Raw genomic sequence first — 17,061 nt, forward strand, 5'->3', positions numbered from 1 at the left:
TCAGGTGTGTATAAGAGACAGACCCCTCGGGCCGGACCGCCCAGCTGCGGCGGGTGTACGTACGTCCCGAGCACCGGCGGCGTGGCCTGGCCCGGCAGTTGGTCGACGAGCTGCTGAACTTCGCGGCGGCGGACGGCGGTTACCGCGCCGTCTATCTGCACACGGACCCGTCGGTGCCGGGCGCCGAGGCGTTCTGGCGGTCGCTGGGCAAGGCGGTGCACGACGAGCGCGAGGAACCCGGCGGCGGGCAGGGGATCGTGCACTTCGAGGTGCCCCTGCCCTGACGGACACCCCCCACACACACCCACCGTCTCCCAACGAAGCCCCGCAAAGCCCCCACGAAGAAAGACACCATGCGCTCTCTGCCGCGCCGCCGGCGACTCGTCGCCGGCCTGCTGCTCGCTCCGCTGCTCACCGGCTGCTTCGCCTCGGGCGGAGAGGAATCGTCCGACACGTCGGACGGCTCACGGCTGCGGGCCGCGCTCGCCTTCCCGCCCGCCGAGAACTTCTCCCCGTACGGCGCCGACGCCACCCTCCTCAGCCGCCTCGGCGTCACCGAGGGGCTGACCCGTCTCGACGCCAACGGCGTGGCGGCCCCCGCGCTCGCCGAGTCGTGGAGCCGTGAGAACGACCGGAGTTGGCTGTTCACCCTGCGCGAGGCGACCTTCCAGGACGGCACCGACGTCACCCCGAAGGCCGTCGCCGCGTCCCTCACCCATGCCGCCGGCACCGAGCCCGTGACCCCCGCGCTCACCGGCGTCGAGCTCAGCGCCGAGGCCGCGGACGGCGGACGGGTACGGGTGACCACCGCCGACCCCGACCCCGCACTGCCGCTGCGTCTGTCGAGTCCCGCTCTGGCCGTGCTGTCGGCGAAGGCGTACGCGAAGAAGGACACCGTCAGTCCGGTCGGCACCGCCACCGGACCCTTCGAGCTCACCAAGGTCACCGGCACCACCGCCGCCACCCTGGACCGCTTCGACGACTACTGGGGCGGCCGCGCGCAGGCCTCCGGCGTCGACGCGAGGTTCATAGCCGACGGCACGGCCCGTACGAACGCGCTGCGCACCGGCGAGACCGACATCGCCGAGGCCGTCCCGGTCTCCCAGGCGGCCTCGCTGGACAAGACGGCCCGCCGCGACACCGCCACCACACGCACCACGAGCCTGCTGCTCAACACCGAGTCCGGCCCCTTCAAGGACCCGGAGGTACGCGCCGCCGCACGCGAGGCGATCGACACGTCCGCCTTCGCCAAGGGCGTGTACGAGGGATACGCCGATCCCGGTGCCGGTATCTACGGGCCCGCCCTGACCTGGGCGGCCGACAAACGCCGCGAGCCGGTCGGCCGGTCGAAGGCCGGGGGCGCCGACGGCACTTCGGTCACCGTGGCGACGTACGACAACCGGCCCGAACTGCCCGAGGCCGCCCAGGTGCTCAAGCAGCAGCTCGAAAAGGCGGGATTCAAGGTCGAGTTGGAGGTGCGGGAGTACTCGCGGCTCGAGAGCGACGCGCTGGGCGGGAAGTTCGACGCGTTCGTCTCCGCCCGCAACACCATGCTCGACACCGGCGACCCGGTCTCCATCCTCGCGAGCGACTACACCTGCGACGGCAGCTACAACCTGGCACAGCTGTGCGACAAGAAGGTCGACAAGGCCGTCTCCGCGGCAGAGGCCGTCACCGACACGGCCATGCGGCAGGACGCTGCGATGGCCGCGGAGGCGGCGGTCCTCGGCACGGACGCGGTGGTACCGCTCGTCCATCAGCGGATCATCACCGGCGTGGGCGCCGGGGTGAGCGGTGTGCTGCTCGACCCGTACGAGCGCGGTCTCGTCGGTGTCGGGACGCGGCGCTGACGGGCGGGTACGTGGCTGTCGTACGGGGGCTCGTTCCGCTGTGGCGTGCCGTGCTCGTCGGTGCGCTGCTGTGCGGGGTCGGGCTGCTGCCGTGGCTGTCGCGCACCGACCCGGCGCTCACCGTGCTCAAGGCGCGGTCCGCGGAACGCGATCCCACCCCGGAGGCACTGGAGGCCGTCCGCTCCCAACTCGACCTTGACGCGGGCCCTTTGCACCTGCTCGGGACCTGGCTCGGTGGGCTGCTGCGCGGTGACGCGGGCCGGTCGTGGATCTCCGGTGCGCAGGTCACGCCCTCGGTCCTCCAGGCGCTCGGGGTCTCGCTGCTGCTGATGGCCGGGGCACTGGCGGTCGCGGTGGTCACGGCGGGTGCCGTGTGCGCGCGGACTCTGCGGCTCGGGGCTCGGCGGCAACTCGTCGGCCGCCCTTCCTCAGGCACCGGCTCGGCGCTCCTTTCCACGCTGCCCGACTTCCTGACCGCCTCGGTGCTGGCCGCCGTGGTCGGCGTACAACTCGGCTGGCTGCCCGCGCTCGGCTGGTACGGGCCCCGGTGGATGGTGCTGCCCGCGCTGTCGCTCGGCCTGCCCGCGGGCGCGTTGCTCGGGCGGCTGCTCGACGACATGCTGCCCGGCGCCTTCGCCGAGCCCTGGGCACTGGCGGCCGCCGCGCGCGGTGTCCCCGCCCGCAGTGTCGCCCGGCAGGCGCTGCGCCGCTGCGTGCCCGGACTGCTGCCGAACCTCGGGCTGTTCGTCGTCGGCCTGACGGGCGGCGCGGTCGCCGTGGAGCAGGTCTTCGACATCCCCGGGCTCGGGCGGCTCACGCTGCAGGCCGCGGTGGCGCAGGACCTGCCCGTACTCCAGGCCGGAACCCTAGCCCTGCTCCTGCTCGCGGCGGCAGCCGGAGGGCTCGCCCGGCTCGCGGCGCGGATGCTCGTCGGACCGGCCCTGCGCGACGGCGCGCTCTCCTCGCTGCACCGCCCGACGCCGTCCCGGCCCACGACACTGCCCCTCCTGTACGGCGGGCTGCTCCTCGGCGTCATCGCGTTCGGACTGGCACGGGACCCGCTGGAGCTGGACACCACGGCGCGGCTCCGATCGCCTTCCTGGGCGCACCCGTTCGGCACGGACGCGCTGGGCCGTGACGTCCTGGCGCGGGTCGGCCACGGCGCGCTGGAAACGCTGGCCCTGGCCGTCGCGGTGAGCGCCGCCGCGCTCGTGATCGGTGTCGTACTGGGTCTGCTGCCGAGGTTCTCCGGCCCGCTGCTCGACACGGTCAACGCCGTGCCGCCGGTCCTCGCAGGCCTCCTCGTCGCCGGAATCGCCGGGAGCGGCGCCTCGACCCCGGCCCTCGCCGTGGCCGCCGTCGCCTGGGCGCCCCTCTCCGCCCACACCTCGGCCCTGCTCCAACAGGAGCGCGCCACCACCCACTTGACCGCGACCCGAGGCCTGGGCGCGGGCCCGCTCCACCTCCTCCGTCACGAACTCCTCCCCGCCGTCCTGCCCCCGGTCGCACGCCACGCACTCCTGCGCCTGCCGGGCGTGGCCCTCGCCCTCGCGGCCCTCGGCTTCCTAGGCCTGGGCGCCCAACCGCCGTCGCCCGAATGGGGGTTGCTCCTGTCCGAGAACCAGCCGTACGCCGAACGCGCCCCGTGGGCCGTCCTGGCACCGGCCGCCGTGCTCGCCCTGCTGGGGGCGCTGGCGGTGACCGCCGGGGGAGGAGTGCGATGGCCCGGCAGGGCGGTGCGGTGTGAGACGCGGGCGCGGCACGAGCAGCGGTCCAAGCAACGCGAGCCGGTGACGGCGAGCACCGTAGGAGAGACGTCATGACCGAGCAACCACCCTCACCCCGCTCCCGCGTGGGAAAGCCCGTCCTCCGGTCCCTGGGGACCTTCACCGCCCTCTCACCGCTGCTCCGACTCCTGATCCTCACCCAACTCGCCTTCAACGTCGGCTTCTTCGCCGTACTGCCCTTCCTCGCCGAACACCTGGGCACGGCGATCGGCATGGCGGGCTGGACGGTCGGACTCGTCCTGGGCCTGAGGACCTTCAGCCAGCAGGGCCTGTTCGTGGTGGGCGGCGCGCTGGCCGACGGCTACGGCGTACGTCCCGTGGTGCTCGCGGGCTGTGCCCTGCGCATCGCCGGTTTCGCATGGCTCGGGTACGCGGACGAGACCTGGGCGGTCGTCGGGGCCGTCCTGCTGATCGGTTTCGCCGCCGCGTTGTTCTCACCGGCCGTCGAGTCGGAGGTCGCCCGCCAGGCCGTGGTGTGGGAGGAGACGGGCGGCGGCCCCCGCACGGGCGTGCTGGCGCTGTTCACCGTGGCCGGGCAGGCCGGGGCGTTCGTCGGCCCGTTCATCGGTGCGCTGCTGCTCGCGGTGGACTTCCGGATGGTGTGCCTCGCGGGTGCGGGCGTCTTCGTACTCGTCCTGGCCGGGCATGTCCGGCTGCTGCCACAGCACATCCCGGGGCGGCAGCGGGTCGCCGTCAGGGGCGGAGCCCGGTTGCTCGTACGCAACCGCCGGTTCCTGGCGCTGTGTTGTGCGTACGGCGCCTATCTGCTCGCGTACAACCAGCTGTATCTGATCCTCCCCGACGAGGTGGAGCGGGCGGCGGGCTCGCAGGCGCCGCTGGCATGGCTGTTCGCGCTGTCCTCGCTGCTCGTCGTGACCGCCCAACTGCCGGTCACCCGACGGGTCGGGGACCGGCTCGACCTGCGCAGGTCCATGGCCGCGGGGCTGCTGCTGATGGCCGCCGGGTTCACGGTGGTGGCCGCGGCACGGCCCGCCGGGTGGACGGGGAACGCCGCGCTGCTGCCCGCGGCGGGCTTCGTCGTGCTGCTCACGCTCGGCCAGATGCTCGTCGCGCCCGCCGCCCGCGCCTGGGTTCCGGATCTCGCCGAAGACGGCCGCCTCGGTCTCTACATGGGTGCCCTGTCCTCCGTCTCCGGACTGATCGTCCTGATCGGCAGCGCGGGCACCGGCTCACTGCTCGACACGGGACTGCCACCCGCCGTGCCCTGGCTGCTCCTCGCCGCGATCCCCGTCGCGTCCATCGCCCTGCTGCCCCGTCACCCGGAGTCGTCGCGACAGGGCCGCCGCACCCCGAACAGGGCAGCGGCGGCCATGCGTCAGTAGGCCATGCGTCAGCAGACCATGCGTCAGTAGCCGACCTGGAACGTCGCGTCCGCCCGCTCCGTCGCCGTCGAGACCGGGTCGATCCGCAGCGCGAACCCGCTGTGCCTGATGTAGCGGGTCGGGAGGCTATACGAACGGAAGGACGCCCAGGAGGAGTCCGCGAGCCCGGCCGTTCGTACGAAGGTGGCGTCCGCGGCGAACGTCGACGTGCCGTCGTTCGCGTCCAGGCGCAGGTCGTAGCTGTAGTGCCGCAGGTAGCGGGTGGGGTAGTTGACGGACTGGAAGGAGACGCCGGAGGAGTCGGCCAGGCCCGGCACCAGCTTCCACTGGGAGTCCGGGAACGGGTCGAAGGGGTACTCGTCGATCCGGCCGGCGAAGCCGCTGTGCCGGACGTAACGGGCCGGGTAGTTGTAGGACTTGAGCCGGTTCCAGGCGGGCGCGCCCCACTTCGCGAGCAGGTTGGTGTACTCGGCCGAGGTGATCGGGTGGATGCCGCAGTGCTTGGAGTTGAGCGGCTGGGTGTAGAGGCGCTGGTCGACCGGCGTCCAGGTACCGGACGCGAGGTCGGTGGACTGCCAGGCGTAGAAGACGCCGTTGGGTGTGTAGGTGTCCCCCCACAGGTACCAGGTGTTGGATGTCAGGGACTTCACCACCGTCGGCGCCTCGGTGCCGCCGTGCGCGACCGCGGTGCTGAACGGGGTGAAGCTGCCCGGGTTCAGGGAGGTGGACCGCGCTCCGACGAGCTTCTGGTCCCTCTTGTAGTACAGGTAGTTGACGCCGTTCACGCCGATGGTGAGGTTGCCGTCGATGATGTCGTAGCCGGGGTCGAAGAAGACCTGAGGGCTCGCCGTCGTCCGGAAGTCGGTCGTGTAGCTGACCATGATCACGTTGTGGCCGCTGCTGTTCACCGACGAGTAGAGGATGCCGTACCGGCCGCGCGAGGCGTCCCAGTAGGCCTCCGGCGCCCAGCTGTGGGTGTTGGTCATGTCGTGCAGCTTCAGCAGCCGGTAGCCGGTGAAGGTCCGCAGGTCGGTCGAGTCCCAGACGTGGATGTTGACGCTGTTGCGGGTCCAGTCGGTGCCGCTCAGGTCCGTCGCCAGCACGACGAAGGTGCCGTCCTGCTTGCGCATCACGAAGGGGTCGCGCAGCCCGCCGGCACCGGCGGTCGGGGTGACCACGGGGGCGTTCTGGTTGAGCGGCGTCCAGCGCAGACTGTCGGTGCTGACGGCCAGGTGCAGGCCGTAGTCGGCCTCCAGCATGGTGTTGGACTCGGTGAAGTAGACCATGGCGTACGCCGAGTCGGCGGCGTGGGCGGTCCCGGCACCGAGGGTCAGCGCGCCGGTCGCGGCCAGGGGAACGGTCGCCGCCATGCCGAGGAAGAGCCGGCGGGAGGGGCCGGAGGAGAGGGGTCCGTCGGTCACGTCAGGCTCCACTTCTGGTTGTTCTGACCGTTGCAGGCCCACAGCACGAGCTTGGTGCCGTTGGCCGTCGCCGCCCCGTACGCGTCGAGGCAGAGTCCGGCGTTGACGTTCGTGAGGGTTCCGTCGCTGTTGACGTTCCACTGCTGGTTGGTCTGGCCGTTGCAGTCCCAGATGACGACCCGGGTGCCGTTGCTGGTGCCGCGGTCGTAGGCGTCGAGGCACTTGTTGCCGTACACCACCAGTTGCTTGCGGGAGGTGTTGTATGTCCACGCCTGGTTCTGGCCGCCGTTGCAGTCCCACAACTGGGCGTCGGTGCCGTTGACGATGGTGTTGTCGTTGATGTCCGCGCAACGGCCGGAGCCCGTACCGGTGATGAGCGTGCCGTTCGCGCCCGGCAGGGGCCGTACGACGATGCCTTCGAGGGTGGGGGCGCCGGAGAAGGCGATCGTGTTGGTGGAGCCCTTGGAGAGACCGACCTGGACGGAGATGTTGCCCGGGGCCGAACCGGTCGGCGGGAAGGAGACCTTGGTGGGGGTCTGGCTGCCGTTGACCGTGAGGGTGCCGACGCGGGCGGCGGACGTGTTGTTGGTGTAGGAGACGTCGACGGTCTTCAGACCGGTGCTCCCGGCGACCACGCCGGAGAAGCCCGACGTGCCGTTGTACGTGCTCGCCGACTGCTCGGTGCCGCCGGTGACCGTGAGCATCACGGAGCCGCCCGCCGGGACGCCGGTGGTGTAACCGGTCCCGGGCGTACCCACGTTCTGCCGCGCCCACAGGTCCCTGACCGTCGCGGCGGCGTTCGTCAGACCGAGGTCGGACCAGCGGACCGTCATGTTCTGCGTGGTCGATGTGCGGTTGAGGAGGACGACGGCACGGTTGCCGTTGCCGGACAGGACCTTGCCGTACACCTGGAGACCGGAGGTGTCCTCGGCGACCTTGACGCCCTGAAGGCCGCGTGCGTCCTGGTCGACGGCGATGACCTCGGGGTTCTTGAGGATGCCGGCCGTCTCGGTGGTCATGGTGGTGAGATCGAGGCCGGTGAGGAGCGGGGCGCCGGAGATCGCCCACAGGTTCATGTGGCTGCGGTTCTGCGCGGCGGTGAGGCCCGTCATCCCGGCGACCATCATGTCGGGGTCGTTGTAGTAGCCGGTGTGCTGGGCCGTGGGGTGGATGTTGCGGTCGAAGGCCGTCAGGACCGAGCTGTACGACGGTGTGTTGCCGTGGAAGAAGATGTCCGTGTTCGTCCGCCACATCGGGCCCATGCCGGGCGCCCAGTTCCAGGGGTTCTCGTAACCCCAGTTGCACAGGGAGAGGGCGAGCGGGCGGCCGGTCGTCGCGGTCGCCTCGGCTGCGGCGTCGCTGATCGCCTGATAGGTCGCCTTCGGGTCGAGGCCCTCGGCGTCACCGCCGCACCAGTCGACCTTGACGAAGTCGAAGCCCCACCGGGAGAAGGCCAGCATGTCCTGCTCGTAGTGGCCCTCGCTGCCACTGCCGGGCGCGGCGGGGCGGCCGGTGGGGAAGTAGTAGCCGCAGCCGTCCTTGCCGGCGTCGGTGTAGATGCCCGCCTTCAGGCCCTTGCTGTGGATGTAGTCGGCGATGGCCTTCATGCCGCCGGGCCACTCGGCCGCGTCGGTGGTGATGTTGCCCGCGCTGTCGCGGGTGCCCTGCCACCAGCCCTCGTCGATGTTGATGTACTCGTAGCCGGCCTCGGGCAGCCCCGCCGCGACGAACGCGTCGACCTGCCGCTTGATGACGTTGTAGTCCACCTTCGCGGCGAAGGCGTTCCAGGAGGCCCAGCCCATGGGGGCTTCCGGGACGGCTATTTGACGGCTCGTCACCGCGACGGGCGTGGCGTCGAGTCCGGTGTCGGGTGCGGAGCTCTGGCCCGGCTGGACGAAGAGCAGGGCGGCCGTCGCGGCGGTCACCAGGGAGAGTGTTCTCAAGGCGGCGGATCTGAACCGAGATCTGAACCGAGTGGGGGACATGCGGCTCCTTTCCGGAGACAGGGGGCAGGTCTCCGGGAGGCTGGTCAGCTGGTCGATATGTCGAACGAGGATCGGTGATCCGAACGGTCGAGCGCGCTGAACGTAGGGCCGCGTGAGGGGCAAGTCAACGGATGTGACACATGCTGTTTCGATCCACTCCCGCTACTGCTCCCGAATCCCGCTGCTGCTCCCGACCCTGTATGCCTTGACCGGAATATAACTGGCGAGGCATATTGGATCCATGTCCGACGCCACCCTCTGGTCCGCGCTCGCCGACCCGCATCGGCGGGTCATCGTCGGTCTGCTGCTGGAGCGGCCGCGGCCCGTCGGTGAGATCGTCGAGGCCTGCGGTCTGAGCCAGCCGAGTACGTCGAAGCATCTGAAGGTGCTGCGGGACGCGGGCCTGGTGCGCGTACGGCAGGACGCGCAGCGCCGCGTCTACGCCCTCGACCCGGCGCCGATCGCGGAACTGGACGCCTGGCTGGAGCCGTACCGGAAGCTGTGGAACAGCAGCCTCGATGCACTGGGGCGCCGTCTGGACGAGACGGCGACGGAGGAGTCGTCGGACGAGGAAACCCAAGCCACCTCCCCGAAACCGAAGGAGTGAGCCACCATGCCCGCCGAACCCACCGGTACCTACCTCACCCTGGACGACGGACGCCCGGCCGTCCGCTTCACCCGCACCTACGACCACCCCATCGACCGCGTCTGGCAGTTCGTGACCGACGTGGACGAACTCGCCCACTGGTTCCCGTCCCGCGCCGAGATCGAGCTGCGCGCCGGCGGCACGGTCAGGTTCAGCGGCGATCCGAACATCGAGGACTCGACGGGCCGCGTCCTCGCCGTCGACGTGCCCCGGCACCTCTCCTTCAGCTGGGGAGGCGACGAACTGCACTTCGATCTGGAGGAGCTGGACGAGAAGCGCACCCGCTTCACGCTCACCGACGTGCTGGCGGAGGAGAACACCGCCGCCCGCAACGGCGCCGGCTGGGAGGTGTGCCTCACCGCCCTCGACGGCTGGGCCCGCGGCGAGCGCTTCGAAGGCCCGCATGCCGGTGACACCGCGCCCTGGCGCGAGTTCTACCGCGGTTACATCGAGGCCGGAATCCCGTCGGGCGCGCCGGTCCCGGGCCTGGACGACGTGAGCTGACGCCCGCGCGAACGAACGGCCGCTCCGGTCGGCCGTCGGGCGGGTGGCGAGTACGCTGCCTGCGTGGGGATCACCCTCGACCTCAGGAACGCCCGGGCGGCCGACATCCACGTCGGGCGCTCACCGCTCGCTGAACTGATGACGGTGCTGCACATCCTCGCCGAGCCCGACCATCACCCCGAGGCACAGCGCTGGGCGCGGAAACTGCTGGGCGCGGACCTGGACGAGGCGCTCACGGACGAGATGAGCGCGCTGTCGCCATTGTGGGCGAGGCTCCGCTGCCGGCTGCTGATGCCCCTGGCGGCTCCACTGGACAGGTCCTTCGAGGATGAACTGGGTCACCTGGAGGAACTGCCGGTGGAGGAGTTCCTCGGCCTGTGCTCCCAAGGGGTACTCGGCTTCCTGGAGGCGGTACCGCCGGCGCGCAGCCTGGTGGACGATCCCGCCGCCGCACAGGCCTACGTGAGGCAGTGCGAGCGACGGTCCTTCCGGCGCGGGGCGCTCGCGTACGACCTGGTCACCTCGCCGGAAGGCGTCCGGTCGCGGCTGATCGGCTTTCTGCGGGACTGCGGCGGTGCCTTCTTCCGCTCCGAGTGGCGGGTCCTGCACGACCGGCTGGAGCCCGCCGTGGCGCGACTGCGCTCCGACGTGCAGCGCCGGGAGCCGGTCGACGTGCTCGCCGGGCTCAGCCCGACCGCGGTCGTCTCCCCGGACAGGGGGCGGGTCAGGTACGACAAGCTGGCCATCGCCGACATCCGCGTCGGTCCGCGTCCGCTCTTCCTGGTCCCCTCCGTGCACGGCTGGCCGCACCTGACCGTCAAGGACGAGGAACCGTTCCCCATCGTGGTGCAGTTCGCCGCGCTGGAGGGACGGACCGACCAGCTGGCGCTGCGTCAGCTCCACGACCGGCTCATCGCGCTGGCGTCTCCCGGGCGTATGGAGTTGTGCCGGCACCTGCTGGGGGAGCCCATCACCACCTCGGAGCTGGCCCAGCGGCTCGGCCTCGCCGACACGCAGGTTTCCCGCAGCATCCGCCAGTTGCGCGAGGCGGGCCTGATCGAGTCCGAGCGCGAGGGCAAGTACATCTACCACCGGCTGGCCACCGGCACCCTGCTCCGGCTGGGGCAGGACGCGCTGGCGACCATCATGCGGTGAGCGCTCCGCGGGGAGGTCGTATGCAGGCTGCGGGTTCGTTGTGGCTGGTCGCGCAGTTCCCCGCGCCCCTAAGGGGCGCGGTCGCTCCCCCCACTCTCGGCGGAGCCGCACAGTGATACAGCTCCGCGCCGGACTCAACCAAGGCCGCTCAGGGAACCCGGGTATCGGGCTGCACCCACAGCACGACCGCTGACGGGTGCTCCGCGTCCATGTGGACCCGGTTCGTCGCCACCACCCTGCGCCGTGTGAGAGCCTCCGGCTCCCCGGTGTTGGAGTTCACGTCGAAGCGCGGGAAGTCGCTGGAGGAGATGTCCACCCGCAGCCGGTGTCCGGTCTCGAAGCGGTTTGCCGTGTCCGGCGACGGGATCCGGATCTCGTAGACCTGGCCGGGCGTGAGCGGCTCCGGATGTTCGAACGACTTGTGGAACCTGCACCGGAAGATGCCCTCCGTCAGGTTCATCGCGAAGCCGTGCGGATAGTCCTCGTTGGGCGGATGCACATCGACCAGCTTCACCGTGAAGTCGGTGTCCGGGGCGCTGGAGGAGATGAACAGCCGCGCGGTGACGGGCCCGGTCACCGTCAGCGGCTCGGTCAGCGGCGGCGTGCTCAGCGAGACGACGTCCGGCCGTGCGGCGAGCGGCAGATGCGGCTCCCGCGCCCCGTAGAACCGGGCGTCCGGCACCTGGTCGAAGGCGCCGCCGACCATCACCGGCTCACCCGAGGTGACCTGACCGCCGAGGGTGGGCACGGGGTCGTCGGGGTCGAAGTCGTACTCCACCCAGGCCTCCCGCTCCTCGGGCGCCACCGGGCTCAGCTCGCCGGAGCGGTGCAGATAGAACGCCGTCTCGCGGGCCGCGGCCGGCGGCCATCGTGTGTCGGTCCGCCACTCGCCGCCGTGGCGCATCCGGCCGGCCTCGTCGCGGCGGCCGTCACCGCCGCCCATGAGGAAGTACGTCACCCGCGGCAGCGCGTCCGGTTCGTCGCCGCGACCCAGCACCGCGTCGAACCATCGCCGCCGGAAGGAGAGGTACGACTCGTCGAGGTTGTCGCTGAGTGTCGCCGCGGGGCCGAAGTCGACATCACCGGCGTACGTGACACATCGGTTGCCGTGCGTCCAGGGACCCATCACGAGATACGCGGGTGAGCTCTTGAACCGGTCGAGGGCGGTGAAGTTCTCGATCGTGGACCTGACGTACGGGTCGTACCAGCTCGCCATGTGCAGGCTCGGCACATCCGGGAAGCGGTCGTAGTGACCGCGCCCGTAGATCGCGGGCTGCCGCCAGTAGGCGCCGAAGGCGTCCTCGCGCCACTGTGCCAGCAGGTAGTCCTCGTACTCGGCGACGTGCCGCAGCGGGGAGGTGCCCGGCCGCCACGGCAGGGCGCTGAACCAGTCCCGCAGGTCGGTCCGGGCGAACGCGGCGCGCACCAGCGGGTCGCGCTCCGCCTCGGGGCTCTCGCCCGCATGCTCGAAGGCCCAGGTCACCTGCTTCAGCTCGAAGGCGCCGCCCATCCGCATCCCGGCCTCGTAGGCGCTGGAGAACCCGCCGGAGTCCAGGAACATCGCGGCCAGGTGCCGGGGGGACTCCGCCGCCGCGGCGGTCTGGGCGTGGGCGGAGTAGGACACCCCCATCATGGCCACGTTCCCGTCGCACCACGGCTGGGCGGCGATCCACTCGACGGTGTCCGCGCCGTCCGGGCCCTCGTTGAGGTACTTCACGAAAGTGCCACCGGAGTCGCCCCGGCCCCGGCAGTCCTGCCGTACGACGTGGTAGCCGGCCCGTACGAAATAGGCGGACGTCGCCTCCGGCACGGGCACCGGCTCGTCGTGCCGGCTGCGGTCAGAGCCGCGGGGCGCGCGGCGCCCGTACGGCGTGCGCTCGAGGATGACCGGGCGCGGCGACGGCTCGCTCCGGTCCACGTACAGATCGGCGGCGAGGACGGTCCCGTCGCGTGCGGGGATGTGCAGCACCCGCCGCCAGACCCGCTGGTCGGCGAGGTGCTCCGCGGAGCCCGCGGCTGCTGCGGCTGATGTCTGCGTCATGGGGCCCTTCACGCGGTCTGGGACTGCTTCGAGCCGTTGACCTGGATCTTCGCCTTGTCCACGGTGGACAGGGGGAGGTCCCACTTGTCGAAGAGCTTCTGGTACGTGCCCTCGTCGTGCAACTTCCGCAGGGCGTCGGCGAGTACGGGTGCAAGCCCCGAGTCCTTCTTCGAGACGATGCCGTAGATCGCCGTGGCGGCCGGCAGGTCGAGCATGTCCTTGATCTCGACCGTCTTGAAGCGACCGCCTGAACTCTCGCTCGCGGCGGTGTTGGCGGCGCTGGGCGCGGCCACGGCGTCGATGCGCCCGCTCTGCAGGGCAAGGGCGGCGGCCGGCAGATCGGTGAACACCTGGTCGTTCACCGCGGACTTGCCGGCCTTCTCGCACCGCTGCGTCAGGGCGGCCACCACGTTCTGGGTGCCCGCGCCCTTCTCGACACCGACCTTGCGCCCGCACAGGTCGGTGCCGGTCTTCGGGCGGAAGGAGGCCTGGGCGGCCACCATGACGGTCACGTTGCTCTGCGCGAAGTCCGTCATGTCCACCTCCGTCTGTCGCTCGACGAAGTCGCCGACCGGAGAACTGAGGTCGATACGGCCGGACTTGATGCCGGGGATCGTCGAGTCGAACGTCGTCTTCCGCAGCGTGATCCTGATGCCGAGCATCGAGGAGAGCTGCTTGTTGAGATCGGGGACGAGGCCGGTGATGCCGCCGCCGGAACCGAAGGTGATGTACGGCGCGTACTCGCTGACGCCCATCACCACGTCCTTGCCGGCGTACTGCTTCGGGACTCTTGCTCGCAGGGCGGCGTCCGGCGGGGCCAGGGCGACCGCGACGGAGGCGCTCGGCTTCGGCTTGCCGCTGTCCGACGACGAGCCCACGGTGGAGTCGTCGACCGAGCAGGCCGTGAGGGCGAGGACGAGGGGGAGCATCAGGGCGCAGGTGCCGGTGGCGGCGGTACGGGCACGGTGGTGCATGACAGTGGTCCCTTCATCGGGGGAGAAGAGGCGGAGGGGAGGAGCGGGGAGTGCGGAGGGGGTCAACGGCTCCAGACGGAGGCGGCCACACGCTGTACGTTGCCGCCCGCGAGCTTGGCCACCTCGTCCTCGGAGTAGCCGTGCGCGAAGAGCCAGCGGATCATGTTGCCCACGGACTCGGCGGGGTTCTCGCAGCCGTGGACGTATGCGACCTGCTCATGCGGAGGCAGCTCGCCGGGTTCCGCGTCGTCCTTGCCGAACAGTCCGGCGAAGACCCGGTGCCAGGCCGTGTGGTCCCCGAAGTTGGTGTCGGGGCCCAGGGCGACATGATCCGGGCCGACCAGGTCGAGGCAGTACTCGACGTGCTCCATGACCGAGTCCAGGCAGTGCTTCGGGTGCTTGGCCGTGATCGTCGTGTGCGGAGCGGCCTCGACGCCGATGAAGCCGCCCGAATCGGCGCAGGCCCGGATGACGTCGTCCGGCTTCATGCGCGGAGTCGGCCACAGGCCCCGCGCCCCGGCGTGGGTGATGACCACGGGCGCCGACGAGTGGCGTACGGCGTCCAGGGCCGTGGCGTCACCGGTGTGCGAGACGTCCACGATGATGCCGAGGTCGTTCATCCTGCGCAGCGCGCGCCGGCCGAGGACGGTCAGGCCCGCGTCGCCCGTGTCGGCGAGGCCGGAGCCGAGCTGGTTGCTCTCGCTGTAGACCAGGCCCAGGAGCCGTACGCCCAGTCCGTACAGGACGTCGAGCCGGTCGACATCGTTGCCGATGGGGGTCGCCGACTCCAGGGTGAGCACGACGCCGACCCTGCCCTCGGCGCGGGCCCGGCGCGCGTCCTCCAGGGTGCGCACCGGGGCGACGAGCCGCTGGTGCGCCCAGTCCGTCTGCCGCATGCCCAGGTCGCTGACGGCGTCGTCCCAGTCCCACGGCGTGTGCGAGCGGATCATGCTGACGGCGGCCGGACCGCCGTCGAAGAACAGGTCGACGCCCGAGTGCGCGATGCCCTCGTACGGTGTGGACTCCCGTCCCTGGCGGCGGTACTCGGGGAACGCGTCGGGGTCGGAAGGGCGCAGCGAGAGGTGATCGTGGGCGGACACCACGAGATGCCGGTTCTCGAAGTCCCGGGCCTGGATCTCGACGGCGTCACTCCACTCCACGCCGCCACCGGGGACACGTCCGAGCGCCGGGACGACGTCGAAGGCGCGGTAGTCGCTTCCGGCCTCCAGATACTGGTACGAGCGGTACGAGTCCCACAGCGCGAGCCGCTTGCGGGTCTTGTCCGAGAGTCCGTCGGGGAGCTCTTCAGGGTGCGGGAGAGGCGTGCTCATGAGCCGACTTTCGACAGGAAGGCGCGGGTACGGTCGTGTGCGGGACGGGTCGTGATCTGCTCGGCGGAGCCCTGCTCGACGATGCGCCCCTCGTCCATGAAGACGATCCGGTCGGCGACGTCGGCGGCGAACCGCATCTCGTGCGTGACGACGACGAGCGTCATGCCGTCGCGGGCGAGGTCGCGGATGACGGTCAGTACCTCCTGGACCATCTCCGGATCCAGGGCCGACGTCGGTTCGTCGAAGAGCATGACCTTGGGCTGCATGGCCAGCGCCCGGGCGATGGCGACGCGCTGCTGCTGCCCGCCCGACAGCTGCTCCGGGTAGCTGTCCAGCTTCTCGGTCAGCCCCACGCGGGCCATCAGCCGCTCGGCGCGGGCGTTCGCCTCCGCCTTCGGTACCTTCAGCACGTGGCGCGGGGCGTGCACGATGTTCTCGCGGGCGGTCAGGTGCGGGAACAGATTGAAGCTCTGGAAGACCATGCCCATGGCCGCGCGCTGCACGGCCAGCTCCCGGTTGCCGAGTTCGACCACGGTGTTTCCGGTCTGCCGGTAGCCGATGACCTGCCCGTCGACCAGCACCAGGCCGTCGTCGGGGACTTCGAGGTGGTTGACGCAGCGCAGCAGCGTGCTCTTGCCGGATCCGGACGGGCCGATGAGGCACACCGTCTCACCGCGCCGCACATCAAGCGATATTCCGTGCAGAACCTCCGTCCCGCGGAACGACTTGCGGATCCCGTGCAGCGAAATGATGGGTCCCGGCCCTGTTTCCGAGTGATCGGTACCACCGGAGAGTTCCGATGGTTCTGAGAACTCCGAGAACTCCGAGGACTCCGAGAACTCGGGGAGCTTCGAGTGTGCGGTCACAGCGAATCCTCGATCCTCTTGGGAGACGCGTTCTGCCCGGGCCTGGCCAGGGTGTGCCGGGAAAGCCGCCGTTCCAGGCGGCTTTGAAGGAGGGTCAGGAATCCCGTGATGACCATGTACCAGATGGCGGCCACGATGAGCAGCGGGACCGTCTGGAAGTTCTTCGCGTAGATGAGCTGCACCGAATACAGCAGATCCGCGAGGGAGATGACACTGACCAGCGACGTGGCCTTGAGGAGCGAAATCAGCTCGTTCCCCATGGGCGGCACGATGATGCGCAGCGCCTGCGGCAGGCTGATCCGGAGGAACGCCTGAGCGGGAGTCAGTCCGAGGGCCGCGGCCGCCTGCCGCTGGCCGTCCGGGACGGACAGCAGCCCCGACCGGATCAGCTCCGCGATGTATGCCGTCTCGTGCAGGGTGAGACCGACGATCGCGGCGGTCAGCGGACCGATCAGGGCGTTGGAGTCGAAGGTGGCGAAGCTCGGCCCCCACGGAACACCGATCGACAGGGTGGGGAAGAGCGCCGCGAGGTTGTACCAGAACAGCAGCTGCACCAGCATCGGAATGCTGCGGAAGACCCAGATGAAACCCGCGGCGGCGGTGGACATGAGCCGTGCCTGCCCCATGCGCATGAGCGCCACCAGGGTGCCGAGAACGAGCGAGAGCAGCATCGTCACGGCCGTCATGCCGACGCTCACGCCGATGCCCTGGAGAATGCGGATCTCGAAGAAATAGCGGGCGACCGTTCCCCATTCGAAACGGGAATTCGTGATCACCGTCGTCACCGTCATCGCGGCGAACACCACCACGACGGCGTTGGCGGCCCATATCGCGGGGCGACGGCGCTTGACCCTTTCCAAGGTCAGCACGTCGGGCGGTGCTTCGGCATTCAGGACTCTGCTCATAAGGCCCTCGGATGGATGGCGGATCGGAACGACCGGTTGCCGCAGCCTAAATTCCTCTCCCCGACGTGTCACCGACGGTTGACACACATGTGTCAACCGTTAACGACTTTTGCTCTCGCTCCGCAAAGGAACTGTCCACGGTGTTGTGCCACCTGAGGGGGGTAACCAGAGTGCATCTCCGGGGGTCTGCCCCAGCCCGTTCCGGCACTCAACCCCCTTACCGGAGGCCGTCGGCCGCCCCTAGCGTCCAGGT

13 protein-coding genes and 1 pseudogene are annotated in these 17,061 nt (G+C 70.4%); 7 read left to right on the top strand and 7 right to left on the bottom strand.

Going from position 1 to position 17,061, the window contains the following annotated elements:
* Window positions 1–14: 14 nt before the first annotated feature.
* From G5C60_RS15425 to G5C60_RS15440, 4 genes and pseudogenes are all read left to right on the top strand, one after another.
* Window positions 15–284 (top strand): annotated as a pseudogene (locus G5C60_RS15425) (GNAT family N-acetyltransferase); the annotation flags it as partial.
* 69 nt (window positions 285–353) lie between these two features.
* The gene (locus G5C60_RS15430; protein ID WP_165259452.1) at window positions 354–1,850 is read left to right on the top strand and encodes an ABC transporter substrate-binding protein; all 1,497 of its coding nucleotides are present in this window, start codon (window positions 354–356) and stop codon (window positions 1,848–1,850) included.
* A gap of 329 nt (window positions 1,851–2,179) precedes the next feature.
* Window positions 2,180–3,673 (top strand): ABC transporter permease subunit, encoded by a 1,494-nt coding sequence (locus tag G5C60_RS15435; RefSeq protein WP_165259526.1) that lies wholly within the window; start codon window positions 2,180–2,182, stop codon window positions 3,671–3,673.
* Entirely contained in the window at window positions 3,670–4,980 is a 1,311-nt protein-coding gene (locus tag G5C60_RS15440; RefSeq protein ID WP_165259454.1) for an MDR family MFS transporter, read from the top strand. The genes G5C60_RS15435 and G5C60_RS15440 overlap by 4 nt, the downstream gene beginning before the upstream one ends.
* A 23-nt stretch (window positions 4,981–5,003) precedes the next feature.
* Here the strand turns inward: G5C60_RS15440 and G5C60_RS15445 are convergent, their stop codons facing one another.
* Together G5C60_RS15445 and G5C60_RS15450 are read right to left on the bottom strand one after the other, a co-directional pair.
* Window positions 5,004–6,350 carry a glycoside hydrolase family 43 protein gene (locus G5C60_RS15445; RefSeq protein ID WP_165259528.1) on the bottom strand — a complete coding sequence of 449 codons (1,347 nt, stop codon included), beginning with the start codon at window positions 6,348–6,350 and terminating at the stop codon, window positions 5,004–5,006.
* 47 nt (window positions 6,351–6,397) lie between these two features.
* Complete coding sequence (locus G5C60_RS15450; protein WP_165259456.1) at window positions 6,398–8,386, bottom strand: RICIN domain-containing protein; 1,989 nt, start codon at window positions 8,384–8,386, stop codon at window positions 6,398–6,400.
* Window positions 8,387–8,627: 241 nt separating this feature from the next.
* On the opposite strand from G5C60_RS15450, the gene G5C60_RS15455 reads away from it, so the two are divergent.
* From G5C60_RS15455 to G5C60_RS15465, 3 genes are all read left to right on the top strand, one after another.
* Window positions 8,628–8,993 (top strand): ArsR/SmtB family transcription factor, encoded by a 366-nt coding sequence (locus G5C60_RS15455; RefSeq protein ID WP_165259458.1) that lies wholly within the window; start codon window positions 8,628–8,630, stop codon window positions 8,991–8,993.
* A 6-nt stretch (window positions 8,994–8,999) separates the two neighbouring features.
* Window positions 9,000–9,536 (top strand): SRPBCC family protein, encoded by a 537-nt coding sequence (locus G5C60_RS15460; protein ID WP_165259460.1) that lies wholly within the window; start codon window positions 9,000–9,002, stop codon window positions 9,534–9,536.
* Window positions 9,537–9,599: 63 nt separating this feature from the next.
* Window positions 9,600–10,691, top strand: coding sequence for a DUF5937 family protein (locus G5C60_RS15465; RefSeq protein ID WP_165259462.1), 1,092 nt, complete (start codon window positions 9,600–9,602; stop codon window positions 10,689–10,691).
* 148 nt (window positions 10,692–10,839) lie between these two features.
* Here the strand turns inward: G5C60_RS15465 and G5C60_RS15470 are convergent, their stop codons facing one another.
* The 5 genes from G5C60_RS15470 to G5C60_RS15490 all read right to left on the bottom strand — a co-directional run bounded on the left by G5C60_RS15470 (window position 10,840) and on the right by G5C60_RS15490 (window position 16,808).
* Window positions 10,840–12,732 (bottom strand): CocE/NonD family hydrolase, encoded by a 1,893-nt coding sequence (locus G5C60_RS15470; protein ID WP_165259464.1) that lies wholly within the window; start codon window positions 12,730–12,732, stop codon window positions 10,840–10,842.
* Between the two features lie 8 nt (window positions 12,733–12,740).
* Entirely contained in the window at window positions 12,741–13,706 is a 966-nt protein-coding gene (locus G5C60_RS15475) for a transporter substrate-binding domain-containing protein (protein WP_165259466.1), read from the bottom strand.
* A 62-nt stretch (window positions 13,707–13,768) separates the two neighbouring features.
* On the bottom strand, window positions 13,769–15,037 hold the full coding sequence (locus tag G5C60_RS15480; RefSeq protein WP_165259468.1) for a dipeptidase: 1,269 nt from the start codon (window positions 15,035–15,037) through the stop codon (window positions 13,769–13,771).
* Window positions 15,034–15,789: an ATP-binding cassette domain-containing protein gene (locus G5C60_RS15485; protein ID WP_165259530.1), complete on the bottom strand. Its 756-nt coding sequence runs from the start codon at window positions 15,787–15,789 to the stop codon at window positions 15,034–15,036. The genes G5C60_RS15480 and G5C60_RS15485 overlap by 4 nt, the downstream gene beginning before the upstream one ends.
* A 110-nt stretch (window positions 15,790–15,899) precedes the next feature.
* The gene (locus G5C60_RS15490; RefSeq protein WP_165259470.1) at window positions 15,900–16,808 is read right to left on the bottom strand and encodes an amino acid ABC transporter permease; all 909 of its coding nucleotides are present in this window, start codon (window positions 16,806–16,808) and stop codon (window positions 15,900–15,902) included.
* Window positions 16,809–17,061 lie beyond the last annotated feature (253 nt).

It is taken from the genome of Streptomyces scabichelini, from assembly GCF_011045015.1.
Classification (GTDB): Bacteria; Actinomycetota; Actinomycetes; order Streptomycetales; family Streptomycetaceae; genus Streptomyces; species Streptomyces scabichelini.

Excerpts from the sequence above, each read along its gene's own strand:
- G5C60_RS15445 (WP_165259528.1), bottom strand. The coding sequence starts at position 6,350 with ATGGCGGCGACCGTTCCCCTGGCCGCGACCGGCGCGCTGACCCTCGGT.
- G5C60_RS15490 (WP_165259470.1), bottom strand. The coding sequence starts at position 16,808 with ATGAGCAGAGTCCTGAATGCCGAAGCACCGCCCGACGTGCTGACCTTG.
- G5C60_RS15460 (WP_165259460.1), top strand. The coding sequence starts at position 9,000 with ATGCCCGCCGAACCCACCGGTACCTACCTCACCCTGGACGACGGACGC.
- G5C60_RS15430 (WP_165259452.1), top strand. The coding sequence starts at position 354 with ATGCGCTCTCTGCCGCGCCGCCGGCGACTCGTCGCCGGCCTGCTGCTC.
- G5C60_RS15450 (WP_165259456.1), bottom strand. The coding sequence starts at position 8,386 with ATGTCCCCCACTCGGTTCAGATCTCGGTTCAGATCCGCCGCCTTGAGA.
- G5C60_RS15455 (WP_165259458.1), top strand. The coding sequence starts at position 8,628 with ATGTCCGACGCCACCCTCTGGTCCGCGCTCGCCGACCCGCATCGGCGG.
- G5C60_RS15470 (WP_165259464.1), bottom strand. The coding sequence starts at position 12,732 with ATGACGCAGACATCAGCCGCAGCAGCCGCGGGCTCCGCGGAGCACCTC.
- G5C60_RS15480 (WP_165259468.1), bottom strand. The coding sequence starts at position 15,037 with ATGAGCACGCCTCTCCCGCACCCTGAAGAGCTCCCCGACGGACTCTCG.
- G5C60_RS15475 (WP_165259466.1), bottom strand. The coding sequence starts at position 13,706 with ATGCACCACCGTGCCCGTACCGCCGCCACCGGCACCTGCGCCCTGATG.
- G5C60_RS15435 (WP_165259526.1), top strand. The coding sequence starts at position 2,180 with ATGGCCGGGGCACTGGCGGTCGCGGTGGTCACGGCGGGTGCCGTGTGC.
- G5C60_RS15440 (WP_165259454.1), top strand. The coding sequence starts at position 3,670 with ATGACCGAGCAACCACCCTCACCCCGCTCCCGCGTGGGAAAGCCCGTC.